Origin of the sequence: Aeribacillus sp. FSL k6-2211 (assembly GCF_037966125.1) — a bacterium.
Taxonomy (GTDB): domain Bacteria; phylum Bacillota; class Bacilli; order Bacillales; family Aeribacillaceae; genus Aeribacillus; species Aeribacillus composti.
Genome location: NZ_CP150190.1, coordinates 2,902,509 through 2,920,387, shown reverse-complemented (window position 1 = coordinate 2,920,387; position 17,879 = coordinate 2,902,509). Strand labels below are relative to the sequence as shown.

Below are 17,879 nucleotides of genomic sequence, written 5' to 3'. Positions count from 1 at the left end.
AAAACAGATTACAGCCCTCTTTCTGAAGTGTTCGGGTTGCCGAGCCTTTAAGAAAAACTGGTGTAATTTCGAATAAAATGGATGTTTTTTCTTTTGCCGCATTTGTTGAAAACGTTGGCTATTCAAATTAATTTAAATAAAATATTACGCACATTTTGCCTAATGGCTTGGAATCGATATTTATTTCAATTTAGAGCATAAAAAATTTTCATTGTATTATAAAATGTTGAAATAATGAGTTTGTAAACGTTACCAAAAAAACTGTTTCATAAAAATAATCAAATAATTCATAAAAATGGTGTTGACACTTTTGAAAAATCAGCGTATTATAAGGCTCAAACATAAATTTTCGTAGAAGAATTGAATGTAAAAATTTATAGATGAAAACGATGAAGAGGATTAGTAATCTTTGGTTAAGATAACTCCAGAGAGCCGGGGGAGCTGAAAACCGGCGTTATCACCAAGGATGAACTCGCCTCCGAGTGCCTTTTCGAAAGCGGACAGCGAGTAGGATTGGCCGGGTGCATCCCAATGCACTCGTTAGGAAAAGAACGGATATTCCGTTCATGAGGTGATCGATTTGATCACGAAGAAGGGTGGTACCGCGGGAATTCAACCTTCTCGCCCCTTTGGCCTGCTATAAGTGGGTTTCATAGGGGCGGGAAGGTTTTTCATTATCTAAAAATTCTATCACATCTGTTTAAAAGGAGGATATATTCATGACTGCGAATGTACAGTTGGATGAGTTGAAAACCAAATGTACAACAACAACCATGACGGGGTCGGAAATGCTCATCGAAGCCTTAAAAAGGGAAAATGTAGAAGTCATTTTCGGCTATCCCGGTGGAGCCGTTTTGCCAATATATGATAAGCTATATAATTCTGGAGTCTTTCACGTCTTAACAAGACACGAGCAAGGAGGAATCCATGCTGCTGAAGGATATGCACGTATATCCGGAAAACCGGGTGTCGTCATTGCCACTTCAGGACCTGGTGCAACCAACTTAGTGACAGGGCTTGCGGATGCATTAATTGATTCTTTGCCGCTCGTCGTCTTTACAGGGCAAGTAGCAACAACTGTGATCGGTTCTGATGCTTTCCAAGAAGCAGATGTGATCGGAATTACCATGCCCGTTACAAAACATAATTATCAAGTTCGGGATATAAATGATTTACCGAGAATTGTTAAAGAAGCGTTTCATATCGCAACAACTGGAAGACCAGGACCTGTATTGATCGATATTCCAAAAGATATTTCACAGGCGGAAGGCAATTTCGAATATGATATGGAATTGTCATTGCCCGGCTACCAGCCGAAATTAGAGCCGAATTACTTGCAAATCCGCAGGCTGGTGGAATCGGTCAGCAGTGCAAAAAAACCGGTGATTTTAGCTGGTGCCGGCGTTCTCCATGCCAATGCTGCGAATGAACTGAGAGAATATGTTGAACAGCAGCAAATTCCGATCACAAACACTCTACTTGGATTAGGAAGTTTCCCAGCGGATCATCCTCTATTTTTAGGAATGGCAGGAATGCATGGAACATACGCGGCTAACATGGCTCTTTATGAATGCGACTTATTGATTAGCATCGGAGCCCGCTTTGATGACAGAGTAACAGGAAATCTTAAACATTTTGCGCCTAATGCAACTGTAGCACATATTGACATTGATCCTGCCGAAATTGGTAAAAATGTTCCCACACAAATTCCGATTGTCGGCGATGCGAAACAAGTATTGAAGCTTTTGATCGAGCAGGAAGGAAATAAAGGCGATCATCAAGAGTGGATTCAGCATCTTGCTGAATATAAAAAAGAATATCCATTATGGTATGAAAAATCTGAAAATGAAATCAAACCTCAAGAAGTGATCGAAGAAATTTATAAACAAACAAAAGGAGAAGCAATTGTTACAACAGATGTAGGCCAGCATCAAATGTGGGCTGCGCAATATTATCGCTTTAATTCGCCAAACAGATGGGTGACATCGGGCGGACTTGGAACGATGGGCTTTGGACTCCCTTCAGCTATCGGCGCGCAATTTGCTGACCGCAACAGAACGGTTGTCGCGATATTGGGTGATGGAGGGTTCCAAATGACCTTCCAAGAGCTTGCGGTAATCAAAGAGCACAATTTGCCAATCAAAGTAATCGTTTTGAACAACAATTCGCTCGGTATGGTTCGCCAATGGCAAGAGCTCTTTTATGAAAAACGTTATTCTCATTCCGTCTTTCAAACGCAGCCTGATTTTATTAAATTGGCAGAAGCGTTTGGAATAAAAGGAGTAAGAATCCAAAATCATCAAAATCTTAAGACAGTGTTGGAAAAAAGCTTTGCAAACAGAGAGCCGGAGCTGATTGAAATCGTCGTAGCACCGGAAGAAAACGTATATCCAATGATTGCTCCTGGCAAAGGACTGAATGAAATGGTGGGGATAAAGAAATGAAGCGAATCATTACGCTGACTGTCATGAATAGATCAGGAGTTTTAAACCGAATTACTGGCCTGTTTACGAAAAGACACTATAATATCGAAAGCATTTCTGTCGGCCATTCGGAAATAGAAGGCGTTTCGCGAATTACATTTGTTGTAAATGTTAAAGAAGAAAAAGAAATTGAACAAATTACAAAGCAATTAAATAAGCAAATTGATGTGTTGAAAGTGATGGATATCACAAATCAATCAATTGTTGCAAGAGAACTAGCATTAATTAAAGTTGTTGCAAATCCATCGACAAGAATGGAAATATACGGTGTGATCGAACCGTTTCGCGCATCGATCATTGATGTTAGCAGAGACAGCGTTGTCGTACAGGTAACAGGTGAGCCGAACAAAATTGAAGCGCTGATTGACTTATTGAAACCGTACGGCATCAAGGAAATAGCAAGAACAGGACTGACAGCTTTTCCTCGCGGTACACAAAAGCTGCAGCAGTCCGAAAAAACTTTTTCAATCGTCTAATACATTTTTAAATATAGTAAAACATTTAAGAAAGGGAGATGTACAAATGACAAAAGTATACTATAACGGAGATATTAACGGAGCTGTATTAGAAGGGAAGAAAGTAGCGATTTTAGGATATGGTTCTCAAGGTCACGCGCATGCTTTAAATTTAAAAGAAAGCGGCGTAGATGTAGTAGTTGGCGTTAGAAAAGGTAAATCATTTGAAAAAGCTCAAGAGGATGGATTGGAAGTTAAAACAGTTCGTGAAGCTGTTGAAGAAGCAGACATTATTATGGTGCTTGTTCCGGATGAAAAGCAAAGAGAGCTTTATGAAAATGAAGTGAAGCCGGGACTAAAAGCAGGAAATGCTCTCGTATTTGCCCATGGATTTAACGTTCATTTTAATCAAATTGTTCCGCCAAGCGATGTGGATGTATTTTTAGTTGCACCTAAAGGCCCAGGTCATCTTGTGCGAAGAACTTACACTGAAGGAGCTGGGGTTCCGGCATTGATTGCTGTTGAGCAAAATGTAACAGGTCAAGCGAAAGAATTGGCTTTAGCATATGCAAAAGCAATCGGATCCGCACGTGCCGGCGTTCTTGAAACAACGTTTAAAGAAGAAACAGAAACGGATCTTTTCGGTGAGCAAGCAGTTCTTTGCGGCGGGTTAACATCCCTTGTGAAAGCTGGATTTGAAACGCTTGTTGAAGCAGGTTACAAGCCTGAAGTTGCATATTTTGAATGTTTGCACGAACTAAAATTAATTGTGGATTTACTGTATGAAGGCGGACTTTCCAACATGAGATACTCCATTTCCGATACAGCTCAATGGGGTGATTTCGTATCTGGACCGCGCGTAATCGATGCGCATGTAAAAGAAAACATGAAAGCTGTATTGAATGATATTCAAACTGGAAAATTTGCGAAAGAATGGATTTTGGAAAACCAAGTAGGAAGACCGCAGTTTAACGCGATCAACAATCGTGAAAATGAGCATCAAATTGAACAGGTCGGAAGAGTGTTAAGAGACATGATGCCGTTTGTAAAGCCTAAAAATAAGGAAGCGGTGGTAACTGGTGCGAAAAATTAACTTTTTTGACACAACCTTAAGAGATGGCGAGCAATCCGCTGGAGTAAACCTAAACTTAAAAGAAAAATTAGAAATCGCAAAACAGCTGGAACGAGTTGGAATGGACATTATTGAGGCAGGCTTTCCTGCCTCCTCTCCAGGAGATTTTCGCTCAGTACAGGAAATTGCCAGAACAATCAAAAATTCTTCTGTTACAGGATTGGCGAGATCTGTTAAAGGAGATATCGATGCGGCGTGGGAAGCATTGAAAGACGGGGCGGAGCCAAGACTTCATACGTTTATTGCAACATCGCCTGTTCATCGGGAATATAAATTGAAAATGACGAAGGAGCAAGTGATCGAGCGTGCAGTAGAATCCGTCAAATATGCAGCGAAATTTTTCCCTATTATACAATGGTCTGCAGAGGATGCCTGCCGCACTGAACTCGATTTTTTGGCGGAAATTGTTGAAAAAGTGATTGAAGCCGGCGCGAAAGTCATCAATATTCCTGATACTGTAGGCTATATCACTCCGATTGAATATGGCAAAATATTTGAATATTTAAAACAAAATGTGAAAAACATTGATCAAGTCATTTTGTCCGCTCATTGCCACGACGATTTAGGAATGGCAGTAGCGAACGCTCTCAGCGCTGTAGAACATGGAGCAGGGCAAATTGAAGGTACGATTAACGGAATTGGAGAGCGTGCGGGCAATTCAGCTTTAGAGGAAGTGGCTGTCGCTCTGTACATTCGAAAAGACTATTACAAAGTTGAAACAAACATCCGCTTAAATGAAATTAAGAGAACAAGTGATTTAGTGAGCAAATTGACAGGAATGATAGTTCCGCCAAACAAAGCGATCGTCGGGAAAAACGCTTTTGCCCATGAATCGGGCATACATCAAGACGGTGTGCTGAAAGAAAAAACAACATATGAGATCATATCTCCTGAACTTGTTGGGGTACAGTCCAACAGTTTAGTATTAGGAAAACATTCCGGTCGTCACGCATTTCGGGTAAAGCTCAAGGAATTAGGCTTTACAATGGATGAAGAAGCGACAAATCGTTTATTCACTGCTTTTAAGGAACTTTCTGAAAAGAAAAAAGAATTGACAGAAGATGATCTTGTAGCTCTTGTATTAGAAGAACAATTAACAGGTGAAGAAGGAACATATGAACTTGCGGCGCTGCAGGTAACATATGGTACGACTGGAGTCCCGTCTGCCACTGTGACGCTGAAAACGAAAGAAAACGAGGAAATTCAAGAGGCTGCGACAGGAAATGGAAGCGTAGAAGCTATTTACAATACGTTAGAGCGCTGTTTGAAACAGTCCGTCACTTTGCTGGACTACCGAATCCAATCTAATTCAGGAGGACGCGATGCGTTAGCGCAAGTATATGTAAAAGTTAACGTGGACGGAATTGAAATGGGAGGACGCGGCATTGCCCAGGATGTGCTTGAAGCATCTGCCAAAGCCTATCTAAATGCTGTCAACAGAGCGATATTACTCAAACATACAGCGAAGGAAAAACATCAGGCGACTGTATAAAATCATGAAAGGGGTGGAACGTGATGAAGAAAAAAATCGCTGTTTTGCCGGGAGACGGCATTGGAAAAGAAGTAGCGTACGGAGCTATTGAGGTTTTAAAGGCTATTGGACAATATTACAAACATGATTTTGAATTTGAATTCGGCTTAATTGGCGGAGAAGCGATAGATAAGTGCGGGACACCTCTTCCTGAAGAAACGATTGAATTATGTCGTTCAAGCGATGCGGTTTTATTAGGAGCTGTAGGCGGTCCGAAATGGGATAAAAATCTTCCTGAACTCCGTCCGGAAAAAGGATTGCTAGGCATTCGAAAAGAGTTGGACTTATTTGCAAATATCCGCCCTGTTCAAACTTATAAAGCCCTTCAAGAAATATCTCCGTTAAAGGGAGAAAAAATAGAAGATGTTGACTTGGTGATTGTACGCGAATTGACAAGCGGACTTTATTTCGGGAAACCGAGTGAAAGAATCGTTTCAGACGGAGAAGAAGCAGCGGTTGACACGCTTTTTTATAAACGGAAAGAAATTGAACGCATTTTGGAAACAGCTTTTCAAATGGCGCAAAAACGCCGAGGAAAAGTAACGTCTGTTGATAAGGCAAACGTGCTTACAACTAGCAAGCTTTGGCGTGAAATTGCCGAAGAATTGGCTTCTAAATACCCTGATGTCACATTGGAGCATATGCTTGTTGATAATGCGGCCATGCAATTGATCCGCATGCCAAGCCAGTTTGATGTGATTGTGACGGAAAATATGTTTGGTGACATTTTAAGCGATGAAGCATCCATGATCACTGGATCGTTGGGCATGCTTCCTTCAGCAAGCTTATCAAACAGTGGATTGCACTTATATGAACCAGTGCATGGATCAGCTCCTGACATTGCCGGCCAAAACCTGGCAAACCCTGTCGGAATGATTTTATCTGGTGCGCTCATGCTCCGCTATTCCTTTGATCTTCATGAAGAAGCTAGAGCCATTGAAAAAGCGGTTAAACACGTGTTGGATTCCGGAAAGTGCACGAGAGATTTAACAAATAATGAAGGTGCATTTATTCATACAACTGAAATGGTGGAAGAAATCAAAGAAGTGCTTGCGAACGATTATGCACTATTAAATATTATCGATTCCTACGAATAAAATGGGGGGGTGTGGGCTTTTCCGGGAGGAGAAGCTCACCGTTTTCTTAATAGATACAAAACAGGAAATAGGGGGAAAAAGAAAATGAAGCCTCGAAACATAATAGAAAAAATCTGGGATGATCATGTGGTCGTAAGGGAAGAGGGAAAACCGGATCTGCTTTATATTGACCTTCATCTCATACATGAAGTTACATCACCGCAAGCTTTTGAAGGATTGAGACAAAACGGACGGAAAGTGAGACGTCCTGATCTAACCTTTGCCACAATGGATCATAATATCCCAACCGTGAACCGCTTTGTCATTGAAGATGATGTAGCTAAAAACCAAATAAGTGCTTTAGAAAGAAACTGCCAAGAATTTGGCATTACTCTGGCAGGATTAGACAGCGATGATCAAGGAATTGTCCATGTTATCGGTCCGGAATTAGGGCTTACTCTTCCAGGAAAGACTATTGTATGCGGAGACAGCCATACATCGACACACGGCGCTTTTGGGGCGCTGGCATTTGGAATCGGAACAAGTGAAGTAGAACACGTTTTGGCCACTCAAACATTATGGCAGCACCGTCCGAAAACTTTGCAAGTGAAAGTGACAGGATCTTTGTCAGAAGGAGTCACGGCCAAAGACGTCATCCTTTACATTATTGGAAAATTTGGTGTTGATTTCGGTACAGGCTATGTTATTGAATATTCGGGTGAAGTGATTGAAAGCTTATCAATGGATGAACGGATGACCATTTGCAATATGTCAATCGAAGCAGGTGCCCGCGCCGGTTTAATAGCTCCGGATGAAACAACCTTTAATTATATAAAAGGAAGAAAATATGCTCCGAAAGGGGAAGAGTTCGAAAAAGCAGTTGCTTACTGGAAATCTTTAAGATCTGATCCAGGAGCTACATTTGATAAAACAATTGAAATCCGCGGGGAAGACATCGCACCGATGGTTACCTGGGGTACAAATCCAAGCATGGTGCTGCCTGTTGACCATTCGATTCCGACGCTTGAGGATGCACGCAATGAAAATGAAGCAGCTTCCTTCAAACGGGCGTATGAGTACATGGGACTTGAACCGGGAACGAACATTCAAGACATTGAAATCGATTATGTATTCATTGGATCATGTACAAACTCAAGACTAACTGATTTGCGTGCAGCGGCGAATGTAATTAAAGGACGAAAGGTTGCTCCAAATGTGAAAGCGATCGTAGTTCCAGGCTCCCAAAAAGTAAAACAAGCAGCAGAACAAGAAGGATTGCATGAAATTTTCATCAATGCTGGTTTTGAATGGAGAGATTCTGGATGCAGCATGTGTTTAAGCATGAATAACGATGTCGTGCCTCCTGGAAAACGATGTGCGTCTACTTCCAACCGCAACTTTGAAGGACGTCAAGGGAAAGGGGCAAGAACTCACTTAGTGAGTCCTGCAATGGCAGCAGTGGCAGCAATTTATGGTAAGTTTGTTGATATTCGGACAGAGAAGCTTGAAGCAGTAAAATGAGGAGGGAAGAAGCAGCATGCAGCCTTTTACAACATTAACTAGCCATATTGCAGTATTAAATAGAACAAATGTGGATACGGACCAAATCATTCCGAAACAATTTTTAAAACGAATTGAACGGACAGGATATGGAAGATTTGCTTTTTTTGATTGGAGATATTTAGATAACGGTGAGGAAAACCCACAATTCGAGTTAAATCAGCCAGTCTACAAAGGCGCACAAATTTTGCTGGCTGGCGAAAATTTCGGTTGCGGTTCATCAAGAGAGCATGCTCCATGGGCTTTAGCAGACTTTGGTTTCCGCGCAATTATCGCGCCTAGCTTCGCAGATATTTTTTATCAAAACTGTTTAAAAAACGGAATCCTGCCGATACGGGTCAATGAAGAAGTGTTTGAAACATTGCTCAAAAAAGCGGAAGGAAATGTGTACGAATGCACGATTGATTTAGAACAGCAAAAAGTATTTGATCAAGAAGGATTTGAGTTTCATTTTGACATTAATGAGCATTGGAAGGAAATGCTTTTAAATGGACGCGACGAAATAGGATTTACATTATTATATGAAGAGCAGATCAGCCAATTTGAACAAAAGGCAAAAGCGTGGGGATGATGATTGCATCCTCCGCTTTTTCTTTTGATTCTTGTTTTCTCGTTGCCCAGCTGGTAAACTTGTAGCAAAATCATAAAGAGGTTTTCTACAATGAAAAAAGCGAATGGAAAAATCATTCCCTTTCCCCGACTTAAAGAACGATTGATTGAAGAAGGAATGAATGCGTTACATAATAAACAATTTGAACAAGCGCTCGACCTTTTTTTAGAGGCGAGATCATGGAATTCAAATCACCCTGATATTGAAATAGGAATTGCTTTATGCTTAATGGAGCTTGGAGAATATCAGGAAGCAAAACAAATTTGTAAAAAAATGCTTCACGAAGCAAAAGGAAATTATTTTGAAATATTGCAGATGTATTTAACGATTTTAGTACAGCTTGGACAATATGATGAGGTAAAAACGACGATTGAAGCGGTTTTGGAAGAAAATAAACTTCCGGCAGCACATGCAGAACAGTTTTACAAGCTGCTTCATTTTAGCCGGAGGATGAGCGAAGAGCAAATCAGTCCAGAACCGAATGACGATGATCTTTTCAGCAGGCTGGACAAGCAAATTTCCTACATACATTCGATCAAAAATAATAATAATGTTAAAAAAAATTTACATACGATTGAAGAGATGCTTCAGTCAAAAACGGTCCATCCGGTTGTGAAAACAATGCTGCTGCAAATATTACGAGATCATGAAATAGCACGAATAATGACCGTCGAGAAATTCGGGGAAACTACTGCTGTAAATCCTATCCATCTTCAAGATTTATTAGAAATGACGTTTGCCAAAAAAGTGCTCAATCTTTTGGACGATTTTTTAGGAAATGAAAATCCAACCCTTTTCGAAGCTGTAAAAGATATATGGATTCGTCATTTATATGTCATGTATCCTTTTCATCCTAAACCGGAAAATGCAAATATTTGGGCAGCAGCGCTTCATTACGTTGGCTACGAAATTTTTGGGATCGTCATCAAGCTGACGGAAGTTGAGCGGATTTACAACATAAAAAGTGCAGAGTTTATTTCAGTTTGCGATAAAATTAGACAAATTGAAGAAATTTCAAACATTAGATGGTAGAGTCCTATTGAAAGGATTGTATCCTATGGTATAATAAAATGGTTGTAAAATGTATATTTTTTGTATGCACCTTTCTTGCTATTGGTGCCGATTACCCTTTTTTGACATATTTATTTTATGGCTTGTTTCTTTACGGACAAGGCATATAAAAAATTTTTATCGTGTACTCACGAATAATATTTATAGATTGTTGGAGGGAAACAAATGTCAGTTAAATGGGAAAAATTAGAGAAAAACGAAGGAGTCTTAACCGTTGAAGTAGATGCACAAACATTTAAAGAAGCGCTGGATCAAGCATTTAAAAAAGTTGTAAAAAATGTAGCCGTTCCAGGATTCCGCAAAGGAAGAGTGCCGCGCCCTATTTTTGAAAAGAGATTCGGTGTTGAGGCGCTATATCAAGATGCGCTTGATATTTTGCTTCCAGAAGTTTATCCAAAAGCGGTTGAAGAAGCTGGAATTGAACCGGTAGACCGTCCTGAAATTGATATTGAACAAATTGAAAAAGATAAACCGCTTATTTTTACGGCTAAAGTAACGGTCAAACCAGAAGTGAAACTTGGCGAATATAAAGGTTTGGATGTCCAAAAAGAAGATACAACCGTTACGGATGAAGATGTGGAAAACGAATTAAAACAGCTTCAAGAACGGCATGCTGAATTGGTTGTGAAAGAAGAAGGAAAAGTGGAAGAGGGAGATACAGTCGTCCTCGACTTCGAAGGTTTTGTTGACGGCGAAGCGTTTGAAGGCGGAAAAGCTGAGAATTATTCTTTGGAAGTCGGCTCCGGCACATTTATCCCTGGTTTTGAAGATCAGTTGATCGGGCTTGAAGCAGGCGAAGAAAAGGATGTAGAAGTAACGTTCCCTGAAGAATATCATGAGGAAAAGCTTGCTGGAAAACCGGCTGTCTTTAAAGTGAAAATTCATGAAATCAAAACGAAAGAACTCCCTGCATTGGATGATGAATTTGCAAAAGATGTAAACGATGAGGTTGAAACACTTGAAGAATTAAAGGCGAAAATTAGAGAGCGTTTAGAAGAGCAAAAGAACACACAAGCTGAAAATAAACTTCGTGATGAACTTGTTGAAAAAGCTGCAGAAAATGTTGAAGTGGACATTCCGCAAGTGATGATTGACAATGAACTTGAAAGAATGATGAATGAATTTCAACAACGCTTGCAATTGCATGGCTTGAACTTAGAACTGTATTACCAATTCTCTGGCCAAAGCGAAGAAGAATTGCGTGAACAAATGAGAAAAGACGCTGAAAAGCGCGTGAAATATAACTTAACATTAGAAGCAATTGCGAAAGCTGAAAACATTGATGTGACAGAAGAAGAAGTAAATGAAGAGCTGCAAAAAATGGCTGACATGTACAATATGCCAGTTGAAAGCGTTAAGAGAGCACTCGGTTCAACAGAAGGAATAAAAGAAGATTTAAAAATTAAAAAAGCGGTCGATTTTCTTGTAGAAAATAGAAAAGATGTTGCATAATATAGTTACAGGGACATCATGATTTTTGATAAAGTTGATAAACAAGGCGCGATTTGATCGTGCCTTGTTTTATAAAATGAAAAGCGTTAAATCGTTCGAAACTGTACATAATAATTGTCACATAACTATACATACTTTTCATTACCGCTTTTCTTTTGTTTTATGATAAAATGCGATACATACTTTTCTTTTGTTTGAAAAGCATTGTTCCCCGATTCATGCGTACGGTTTATATATGGGTGGGGAGGCAATGAAGGAAATTAAGGGGTGATATCATGTTTAAGTTTAACGATGAAAAGGGACAGTTAAAATGTTCGTTTTGCGGAAAAACTCAAGATCAAGTGAGAAAGCTGGTTGCTGGTCCTGGCGTCTATATATGCGATGAATGTATTGAACTTTGCACAGAAATTGTAGAAGAGGAGCTTGGCACGGAAGAAGAGGCTGAATTTAAGGATGTTCCGAAACCGAAAGAAATTCTCAGCATCCTAGATGAATATGTAATCGGGCAGGAGCAGGCAAAAAAATCTTTGGCGGTTGCAGTTTACAACCATTATAAGCGGATTAATTCAAACAATAAAATTGATGATGTTGAGCTGTCCAAAAGTAATATTGTGTTAATCGGGCCGACAGGAAGCGGAAAAACGCTGCTTGCACAAACGCTTGCACGCATTTTGAATGTTCCATTTGCAATTGCTGACGCAACGTCGCTAACGGAAGCTGGATACGTTGGGGAAGATGTTGAAAATATTTTGCTGAAGCTAATCCAAGCTGCTGATTACGATGTGGAAAAAGCGGAAAAAGGAATTATTTACATCGATGAGATTGACAAAATTGCTAGAAAATCAGAAAATCCATCCATTACAAGAGATGTGTCTGGTGAAGGCGTCCAACAAGCACTTCTGAAAATTTTGGAAGGAACTGTAGCAAGTGTTCCTCCACAAGGCGGAAGAAAACATCCGCATCAAGAATTTATCCAAATCGATACGACTAATATATTATTTATTTGCGGCGGAGCATTTGACGGCATAGAGCAAATCATCAAGCGCAGATTAGGGCAAAAGGTCATTGGATTTGGAGCAGATAGCCGAAACAAAGAGCTTGATCAAAAGCAACTGCTTTCAAAGGTGCTACCTGAGGATTTATTAAAATTCGGGTTAATTCCGGAATTTATCGGGCGTTTGCCTGTCATTGCCAGCCTTGAACCGCTTGATGAAGCAGCACTTGTCGAAATATTAACAAAACCGAAAAACGCGCTTGTTAAACAATATCAAAAAATGCTCGAGCTAGATGGCGTTGAGCTGGAATTTGAAGAAGAAGCATTATCAGAAATTGCGAAAAAAGCAATTGAACGAAAAACAGGTGCGCGCGGCCTTCGTTCTATCATTGAAGGCATTATGCTTGATGTGATGTTTGAATTGCCGTCTCGTGATGATATTACAAAATGTGTCATCACGGCAAACACTGTAAGAGAAAAAATTCCTCCGAAGCTGATTGCAAATGATGGAACCATTATAAATGAAGATACGAAAACTTCCGCATAAGACACGTTTTGACGGGCTTTTTAGTCTGAATTTGCAGCAGTTTAGTTTTGTAAAAGGATAGTTGTTCTCATAAAAATAAGAAGGATCGAGTTCATACAACTCGATTCTTTTCATGAAAATCCGTCCTCAACATATGTTTAATCCGTATATGCAAAGGAGATAATAGGGGATAAACATTTGTTGAGGAGGAAACTCAGGATGAACTGGACAGGGATTGCCCTTTTCATACAATTAATTTTCGGAGTCATTGTCGGTCTTTATTTTTGGAATTTATTGCGGAATCAGCGGACGCAAAAAATTTCCATTGACCGCGAGTCGAAAAAAGAAATGGAACAATTGAGAAAAATGAGAGCTATCCAATTATCAAAGCCGCTTTCAGAACGAATTCGTCCAAAAAGCTTTTCTGACATCGTCGGACAGGAGGATGGCATCAAAGCATTAAAAGCAGCTTTATGCGGGCCGAATCCCCAGCATGTTATTATTTACGGACCTCCTGGTGTAGGAAAAACGGCTGCTGCAAGGCTCGTTCTTGAAGAAGCGAAAAGAAATAAAAAGTCTCCTTTTCAACATAATGCTGTTTTTGTTGAATTGGATGCAACAACAGCGAGATTTGATGAACGGGGAATAGCTGATCCTTTAATAGGTTCTGTTCATGATCCCATTTATCAAGGTGCTGGGGCGATGGGACAAGCCGGAATTCCACAGCCGAAACAAGGAGCAGTGACACATGCACACGGCGGCGTGTTGTTTATTGATGAAATTGGCGAACTCCATCCCATTCAAATGAATAAACTGTTAAAAGTACTTGAAGACCGAAAAGTTTTTTTAGAAAGCGCCTATTATAGTGAAGAAAATTCTCAAATTCCAAGTCATATTCATGATATTTTCCAAAACGGTCTCCCGGCTGATTTTCGCTTGATCGGGGCAACTACAAGAACACCATCTGAAATACCGCCCGCCATTCGCTCGCGCTGCCTTGAAGTATTTTTTAGAGATTTAACGGCCGATGAACTCGCGGTCGTTGCTCGGAAAGCGGCTGAAAAAGTAAATGTAAAAATTTCAGAAAAAGGAATATCCATTTTAACTTCTTATGCCCGCAATGGAAGAGAAATTGCCAATATGATGCAAATTGCTGCTGGAATTGCCATCACCGAGGACCGAAATGAAGTGAAAGTCGAAGATATTGAATGGATTGTCCATTCCAGCCAGCTTACACCAAAATATGAAAAGAAAATTGGAAATGAACCTAAAGTTGGACTGGTGAACGGTCTTGCTGTTTACGGACCAAACAGCGGCTCTTTATTAGAGGTGGAAGTGACGGTTATTCCGGCAAAAGAAAAAGGAACGATCAACATTACAGGTATTGTAGAAGAAGAAAACATTGGCGACCGCGGAAAATCCATCAAAAGAAAAAGCATGGCCAAAGGCTCCGTTGAAAATGTCATAACAGTGTTACGATCAATGGGAGTTAATGCCCATGATTATGATATTCATGTAAACTTTCCCGGCGGGGTACCTGTTGATGGACCGAGTGCAGGAATAGCGATGGCAACCGGCATTTTTTCTGCCATCCACAAAATTCCTGTTGATAATACCGTTGCGATGACTGGAGAGATCAGCATTCATGGGAATGTAAAACCGATTGGCGGAATTATTCCAAAAATAAAAGCTGCCAAGATGGCAGGTGCAAAAAAAGTGATCATACCAGAGGAGAATATGCAGTCAATTTTAAAAACGATTGAAGACATTGAAATTATTCCTGTTCGAAGCTTTCAGGAAGTGTTAGATTGTGCGCTCATCAATCCTCCAACGGAGCAAATTTATCCAGAGACAATCATAGAGAAAAAATCGGTTTAAAGCAGCGTCTTTATTCCAAATGCCTAACAGGGTTCAGGCCGTGGCACTGAACCTTTATTTTTATTGAGGCAGTTATTTATTCCTTTCAATAAAGATAAGTTTGAAAATAGACAGTGCAGAAAGAATAGGATAGAATTGAACAAGGACGCTGTATAATCTATTTTTCACATGATGGAGGTGTAAAAATATGGCGAAAAAAGAGAATAGAATCGTCCCCCTCCTACCGCTTCGAGGTTTGTTAGTTTATCCATCGATGGTGCTACATTTAGATGTAGGACGCGATAAATCTGTACAGGCGCTTGAGAAGGCGATGATGGATGATCATATGATATTTTTAACAACACAAAAGGAAGTTTCAATAGATGATCCAAAAGAGGATGATTTATACCATATTGGAACGCTGACGAAAATTAAGCAAATGCTCAAACTGCCGAACGGCACCATTCGCGTGCTAGTCGAGGGACAAAAAAGAGGCGCAATCAAAAGTTTTGAAAGCAAGGAACCATATATTTCTGTACAAGTTGATACTTATGAAGAACCGCTTCAAAAAGATGTTGAAGAAGAAGCTTTGATGCGAACTGCGCTTGAATATTTTGAGCAATACATAAAAATGTCTAAAAAAATTTCAAGTGAGACGTTTGCAACCGTTTTGGATATAGATGAACCGGGAAGATTGGCCGATATTATTGCTTCCCACTTGCCGATCAAGCTGAAAGATAAGCAAGAAATATTAGAAACATTTGATGTGAAAGAAAGATTAAATAAAATTATTCAAATGCTCCATAATGAGAAGGAAGTCCTGCAGCTTGAAAAGAAAATAGGCCAGCGGGTCCGTCAATCAATGGAACGGACGCAAAAAGAATATTATTTGCGCGAACAAATGAAGGCCATTCAAAAAGAGCTCGGAGAAAAGGAAGGGAAAACGGGCGAAATAGAAGATTTGACTGAAAAAATCGAAAAATCGGGAATGCCGGAACATGTTTATAAAACGGCTATGAAAGAGCTCAGCCGATATGAAAAAATCCCTTCAACATCCGCTGAAAGTGCGGTGATCCGCAATTACTTAGACTGGCTCATTTCCTTGCCGTGGAACAAGGCAACAGAGGACAGACTGGATATAAAGCTGGCGGAAGTGATCTTAAATGAAGAGCATTACGGACTAGATAAAGTAAAGGAACGGGTGCTTGAATATTTAGCAGTGCAAAAATTAACAAATTCGCTTAAGGGCCCTATTTTATGTTTAGTGGGACCGCCTGGCGTTGGGAAAACATCTCTTGCCCGTTCTGTTGCAAAATCATTAAATAGAAAGTTCGTTCGAATTTCTCTTGGCGGCGTTCGGGATGAATCGGAAATAAGAGGCCATAGAAGAACATATGTCGGTGCGATGCCGGGTCGGATCATTCAAGGGATGAAAAAAGCGGGAACGATTAATCCGGTATTTTTGCTGGATGAAATTGATAAAATGTCCAGCGATTTTCGCGGTGATCCTTCAGCTGCTCTTCTTGAAGTGCTGGATCCGGAGCAAAACCATAATTTCAGCGATCATTATATTGAAGAGCCATATGATTTATCAAAAGTCATGTTTATTGCGACAGCCAATAATTTAGCAACTATTCCAGGTCCGCTGCGCGACAGAATGGAAATTATCACAATTGCCGGTTATACCGAATTAGAAAAAGTTCATATCGCCAAAGATCATCTTCTTCCAAAACAATTAAAAGAGCATGGACTGAAAAAAGGTCACTTGCAAATAAGAGAAGAAGCAATTTTAAATATAATTCGTTATTATACGCGCGAAGCAGGGGTAAGAGGGTTAGAACGCCAAATCGCAGCAATATGCCGAAAAGCAGCGAAAACGATTGTAACAGGTGAAAGAAAAAGAATTGTTGTAACCGCTAAAACTCTTGAAGACTTTTTGGGCAAAAAATTGTTTCGATACGGTCAGGCAGAATTGCAGGATCAAATCGGTGTGGCGACCGGTCTCGCATATACGACGGTCGGCGGCGATACGCTGTCCATTGAAGTGTCCATCTCTCCGGGTAAAGGCAAGCTGATTTTAACCGGAAAGCTCGGAGATGTCATGAAGGAATCGGCTCAAGCCGCTTTCAGCTATATTCGATCTAGAACAAAAGAACTAAAGATAGATCCAGATTTCCACGAACAATATGATATCCATATTCATGTGCCTGAAGGAGCTGTTCCAAAAGATGGACCGTCTGCAGGCATTACGATGGCAACGGCGCTTATTTCAGCATTAACTGGAAGACCGGTTCGAAAAGAAGTCGGAATGACAGGTGAAATTACTTTAAGAGGCCGCGTTCTGCCGATAGGCGGTTTAAAAGAAAAAACATTAAGCGCCCATCGTGCCGGTTTAAAGAAAATTATTTTGCCGAAGGAAAATGAAAAGGATTTAGATGATATACCAGAAAGCGTGAGAAAAGAATTGACTTTTGTTCTTGTCTCACATATGGATGAAGTATTAAAACATGCATTGGCAGGAGAAAAAGAATGAAGGTAACAAAAGCAGAAATTGTCATAAGTGCGGTTAAATCTGATCAATATCCATCAACCGATTTTCCAGAAATCGCTCTGGCAGGAAGGTCTAACGTCGGGAAATCTTCGTTTATTAATAAAATGATCAATAGAAAAAATTTGGCGAGAACCTCTTCAAAGCCTGGGAAAACGCAAACGTTAAACTTTTATTTAATTAACGATCAATTTTATTTCGTTGATGTTCCCGGATATGGATTTGCCAAAGTGTCGAAAAGGGAGCGGGAAAAATGGGGGAAAATGATCGAAGCGTATTTGCTCAAAAGAGAACAGCTTAAAGCATGTATTCTTATCATAGACATCCGCCATGCACCTACATCTGATGATGTCATGATGTACGAATTTTTAAAATATCATGGAATTCCTGCTGTAATTGTCGCCACAAAGGCGGATAAAATTCCTAAAGGAAAATGGCAAAAACACTTAAAAGTAGTGAAAGAAACGCTAAAAATGGAAAAAAATGATCCGCTTATTCTTTTTTCAGCAGAAACTGGTTACGGAAAAGAGGATGCATGGTCAGCCATTTATCCATTCCTATCATAAAATGAAATTGCTTTAGGC

General features: G+C 40.1%; 13 protein-coding genes and 1 other annotated feature. All 13 genes read left to right on the top strand.

Annotated elements, in window-relative coordinates:
* Positions 1-380 precede the first annotated feature (380 nt).
* Positions 381-632: a binding site (T-box leader), on the top strand.
* 87 nt (positions 633-719) lie between these two features.
* Entirely contained in the window at positions 720-2,444 is a 1,725-nt protein-coding gene (gene ilvB / locus NSU19_RS14100) for an acetolactate synthase large subunit (protein WP_063387453.1), read from the top strand.
* On the top strand, positions 2,441-2,959 hold the full coding sequence (ilvN, locus tag NSU19_RS14095; protein ID WP_144597671.1) for an acetolactate synthase small subunit: 519 nt from the start codon (positions 2,441-2,443) through the stop codon (positions 2,957-2,959). The genes ilvB and ilvN overlap by 4 nt, the downstream gene beginning before the upstream one ends.
* 46 nt (positions 2,960-3,005) lie before the next feature.
* Entirely contained in the window at positions 3,006-4,031 is a 1,026-nt protein-coding gene (gene ilvC, locus NSU19_RS14090; protein ID WP_094246308.1) for a ketol-acid reductoisomerase, read from the top strand.
* Positions 4,018-5,562, top strand: a complete 1,545-nt coding sequence (locus tag NSU19_RS14085) for a 2-isopropylmalate synthase (protein WP_063387456.1) — start codon at positions 4,018-4,020, stop codon at positions 5,560-5,562. Before ilvC ends, NSU19_RS14085 begins: the two co-directional genes overlap by 14 nt.
* Positions 5,563-5,585: 23 nt before the next feature.
* Positions 5,586-6,698: a 3-isopropylmalate dehydrogenase gene (gene leuB / locus NSU19_RS14080; protein WP_339196982.1), complete on the top strand. Its 1,113-nt coding sequence runs from the start codon at positions 5,586-5,588 to the stop codon at positions 6,696-6,698.
* Positions 6,699-6,782: 84 nt separating this feature from the next.
* Positions 6,783-8,198 (top strand): 3-isopropylmalate dehydratase large subunit, encoded by a 1,416-nt coding sequence (gene leuC, locus NSU19_RS14075; RefSeq protein ID WP_063387458.1) that lies wholly within the window; start codon positions 6,783-6,785, stop codon positions 8,196-8,198.
* Between the two features lie 16 nt (positions 8,199-8,214).
* Positions 8,215-8,808: a 3-isopropylmalate dehydratase small subunit gene (gene leuD, locus NSU19_RS14070; RefSeq protein WP_063387459.1), complete on the top strand. Its 594-nt coding sequence runs from the start codon at positions 8,215-8,217 to the stop codon at positions 8,806-8,808.
* Positions 8,809-8,898: 90 nt separating this feature from the next.
* Positions 8,899-9,879 (top strand): tetratricopeptide repeat protein, encoded by a 981-nt coding sequence (locus NSU19_RS14065; RefSeq protein WP_066249775.1) that lies wholly within the window; start codon positions 8,899-8,901, stop codon positions 9,877-9,879.
* 204 nt (positions 9,880-10,083) lie between these two features.
* Positions 10,084-11,370 (top strand): trigger factor, encoded by a 1,287-nt coding sequence (gene tig, locus NSU19_RS14060; RefSeq protein WP_339196977.1) that lies wholly within the window; start codon positions 10,084-10,086, stop codon positions 11,368-11,370.
* Positions 11,371-11,645: 275 nt separating this feature from the next.
* The gene (gene clpX / locus NSU19_RS14055; protein WP_066249773.1) at positions 11,646-12,911 is read left to right on the top strand and encodes an ATP-dependent protease ATP-binding subunit ClpX; all 1,266 of its coding nucleotides are present in this window, start codon (positions 11,646-11,648) and stop codon (positions 12,909-12,911) included.
* Between the two features lie 198 nt (positions 12,912-13,109).
* Entirely contained in the window at positions 13,110-14,768 is a 1,659-nt protein-coding gene (gene lonB, locus NSU19_RS14050) for an ATP-dependent protease LonB (RefSeq protein ID WP_063387463.1), read from the top strand.
* 187 nt (positions 14,769-14,955) lie between these two features.
* Positions 14,956-17,280 carry an endopeptidase La gene (gene lon / locus NSU19_RS14045; RefSeq protein WP_327847814.1) on the top strand — a complete coding sequence of 775 codons (2,325 nt, stop codon included), beginning with the start codon at positions 14,956-14,958 and terminating at the stop codon, positions 17,278-17,280.
* The gene (gene yihA / locus NSU19_RS14040) at positions 17,277-17,861 is read left to right on the top strand and encodes a ribosome biogenesis GTP-binding protein YihA/YsxC (protein WP_063387465.1); all 585 of its coding nucleotides are present in this window, start codon (positions 17,277-17,279) and stop codon (positions 17,859-17,861) included. Before lon ends, yihA begins: the two co-directional genes overlap by 4 nt.
* Positions 17,862-17,879: the final 18 nt, after the last annotated feature.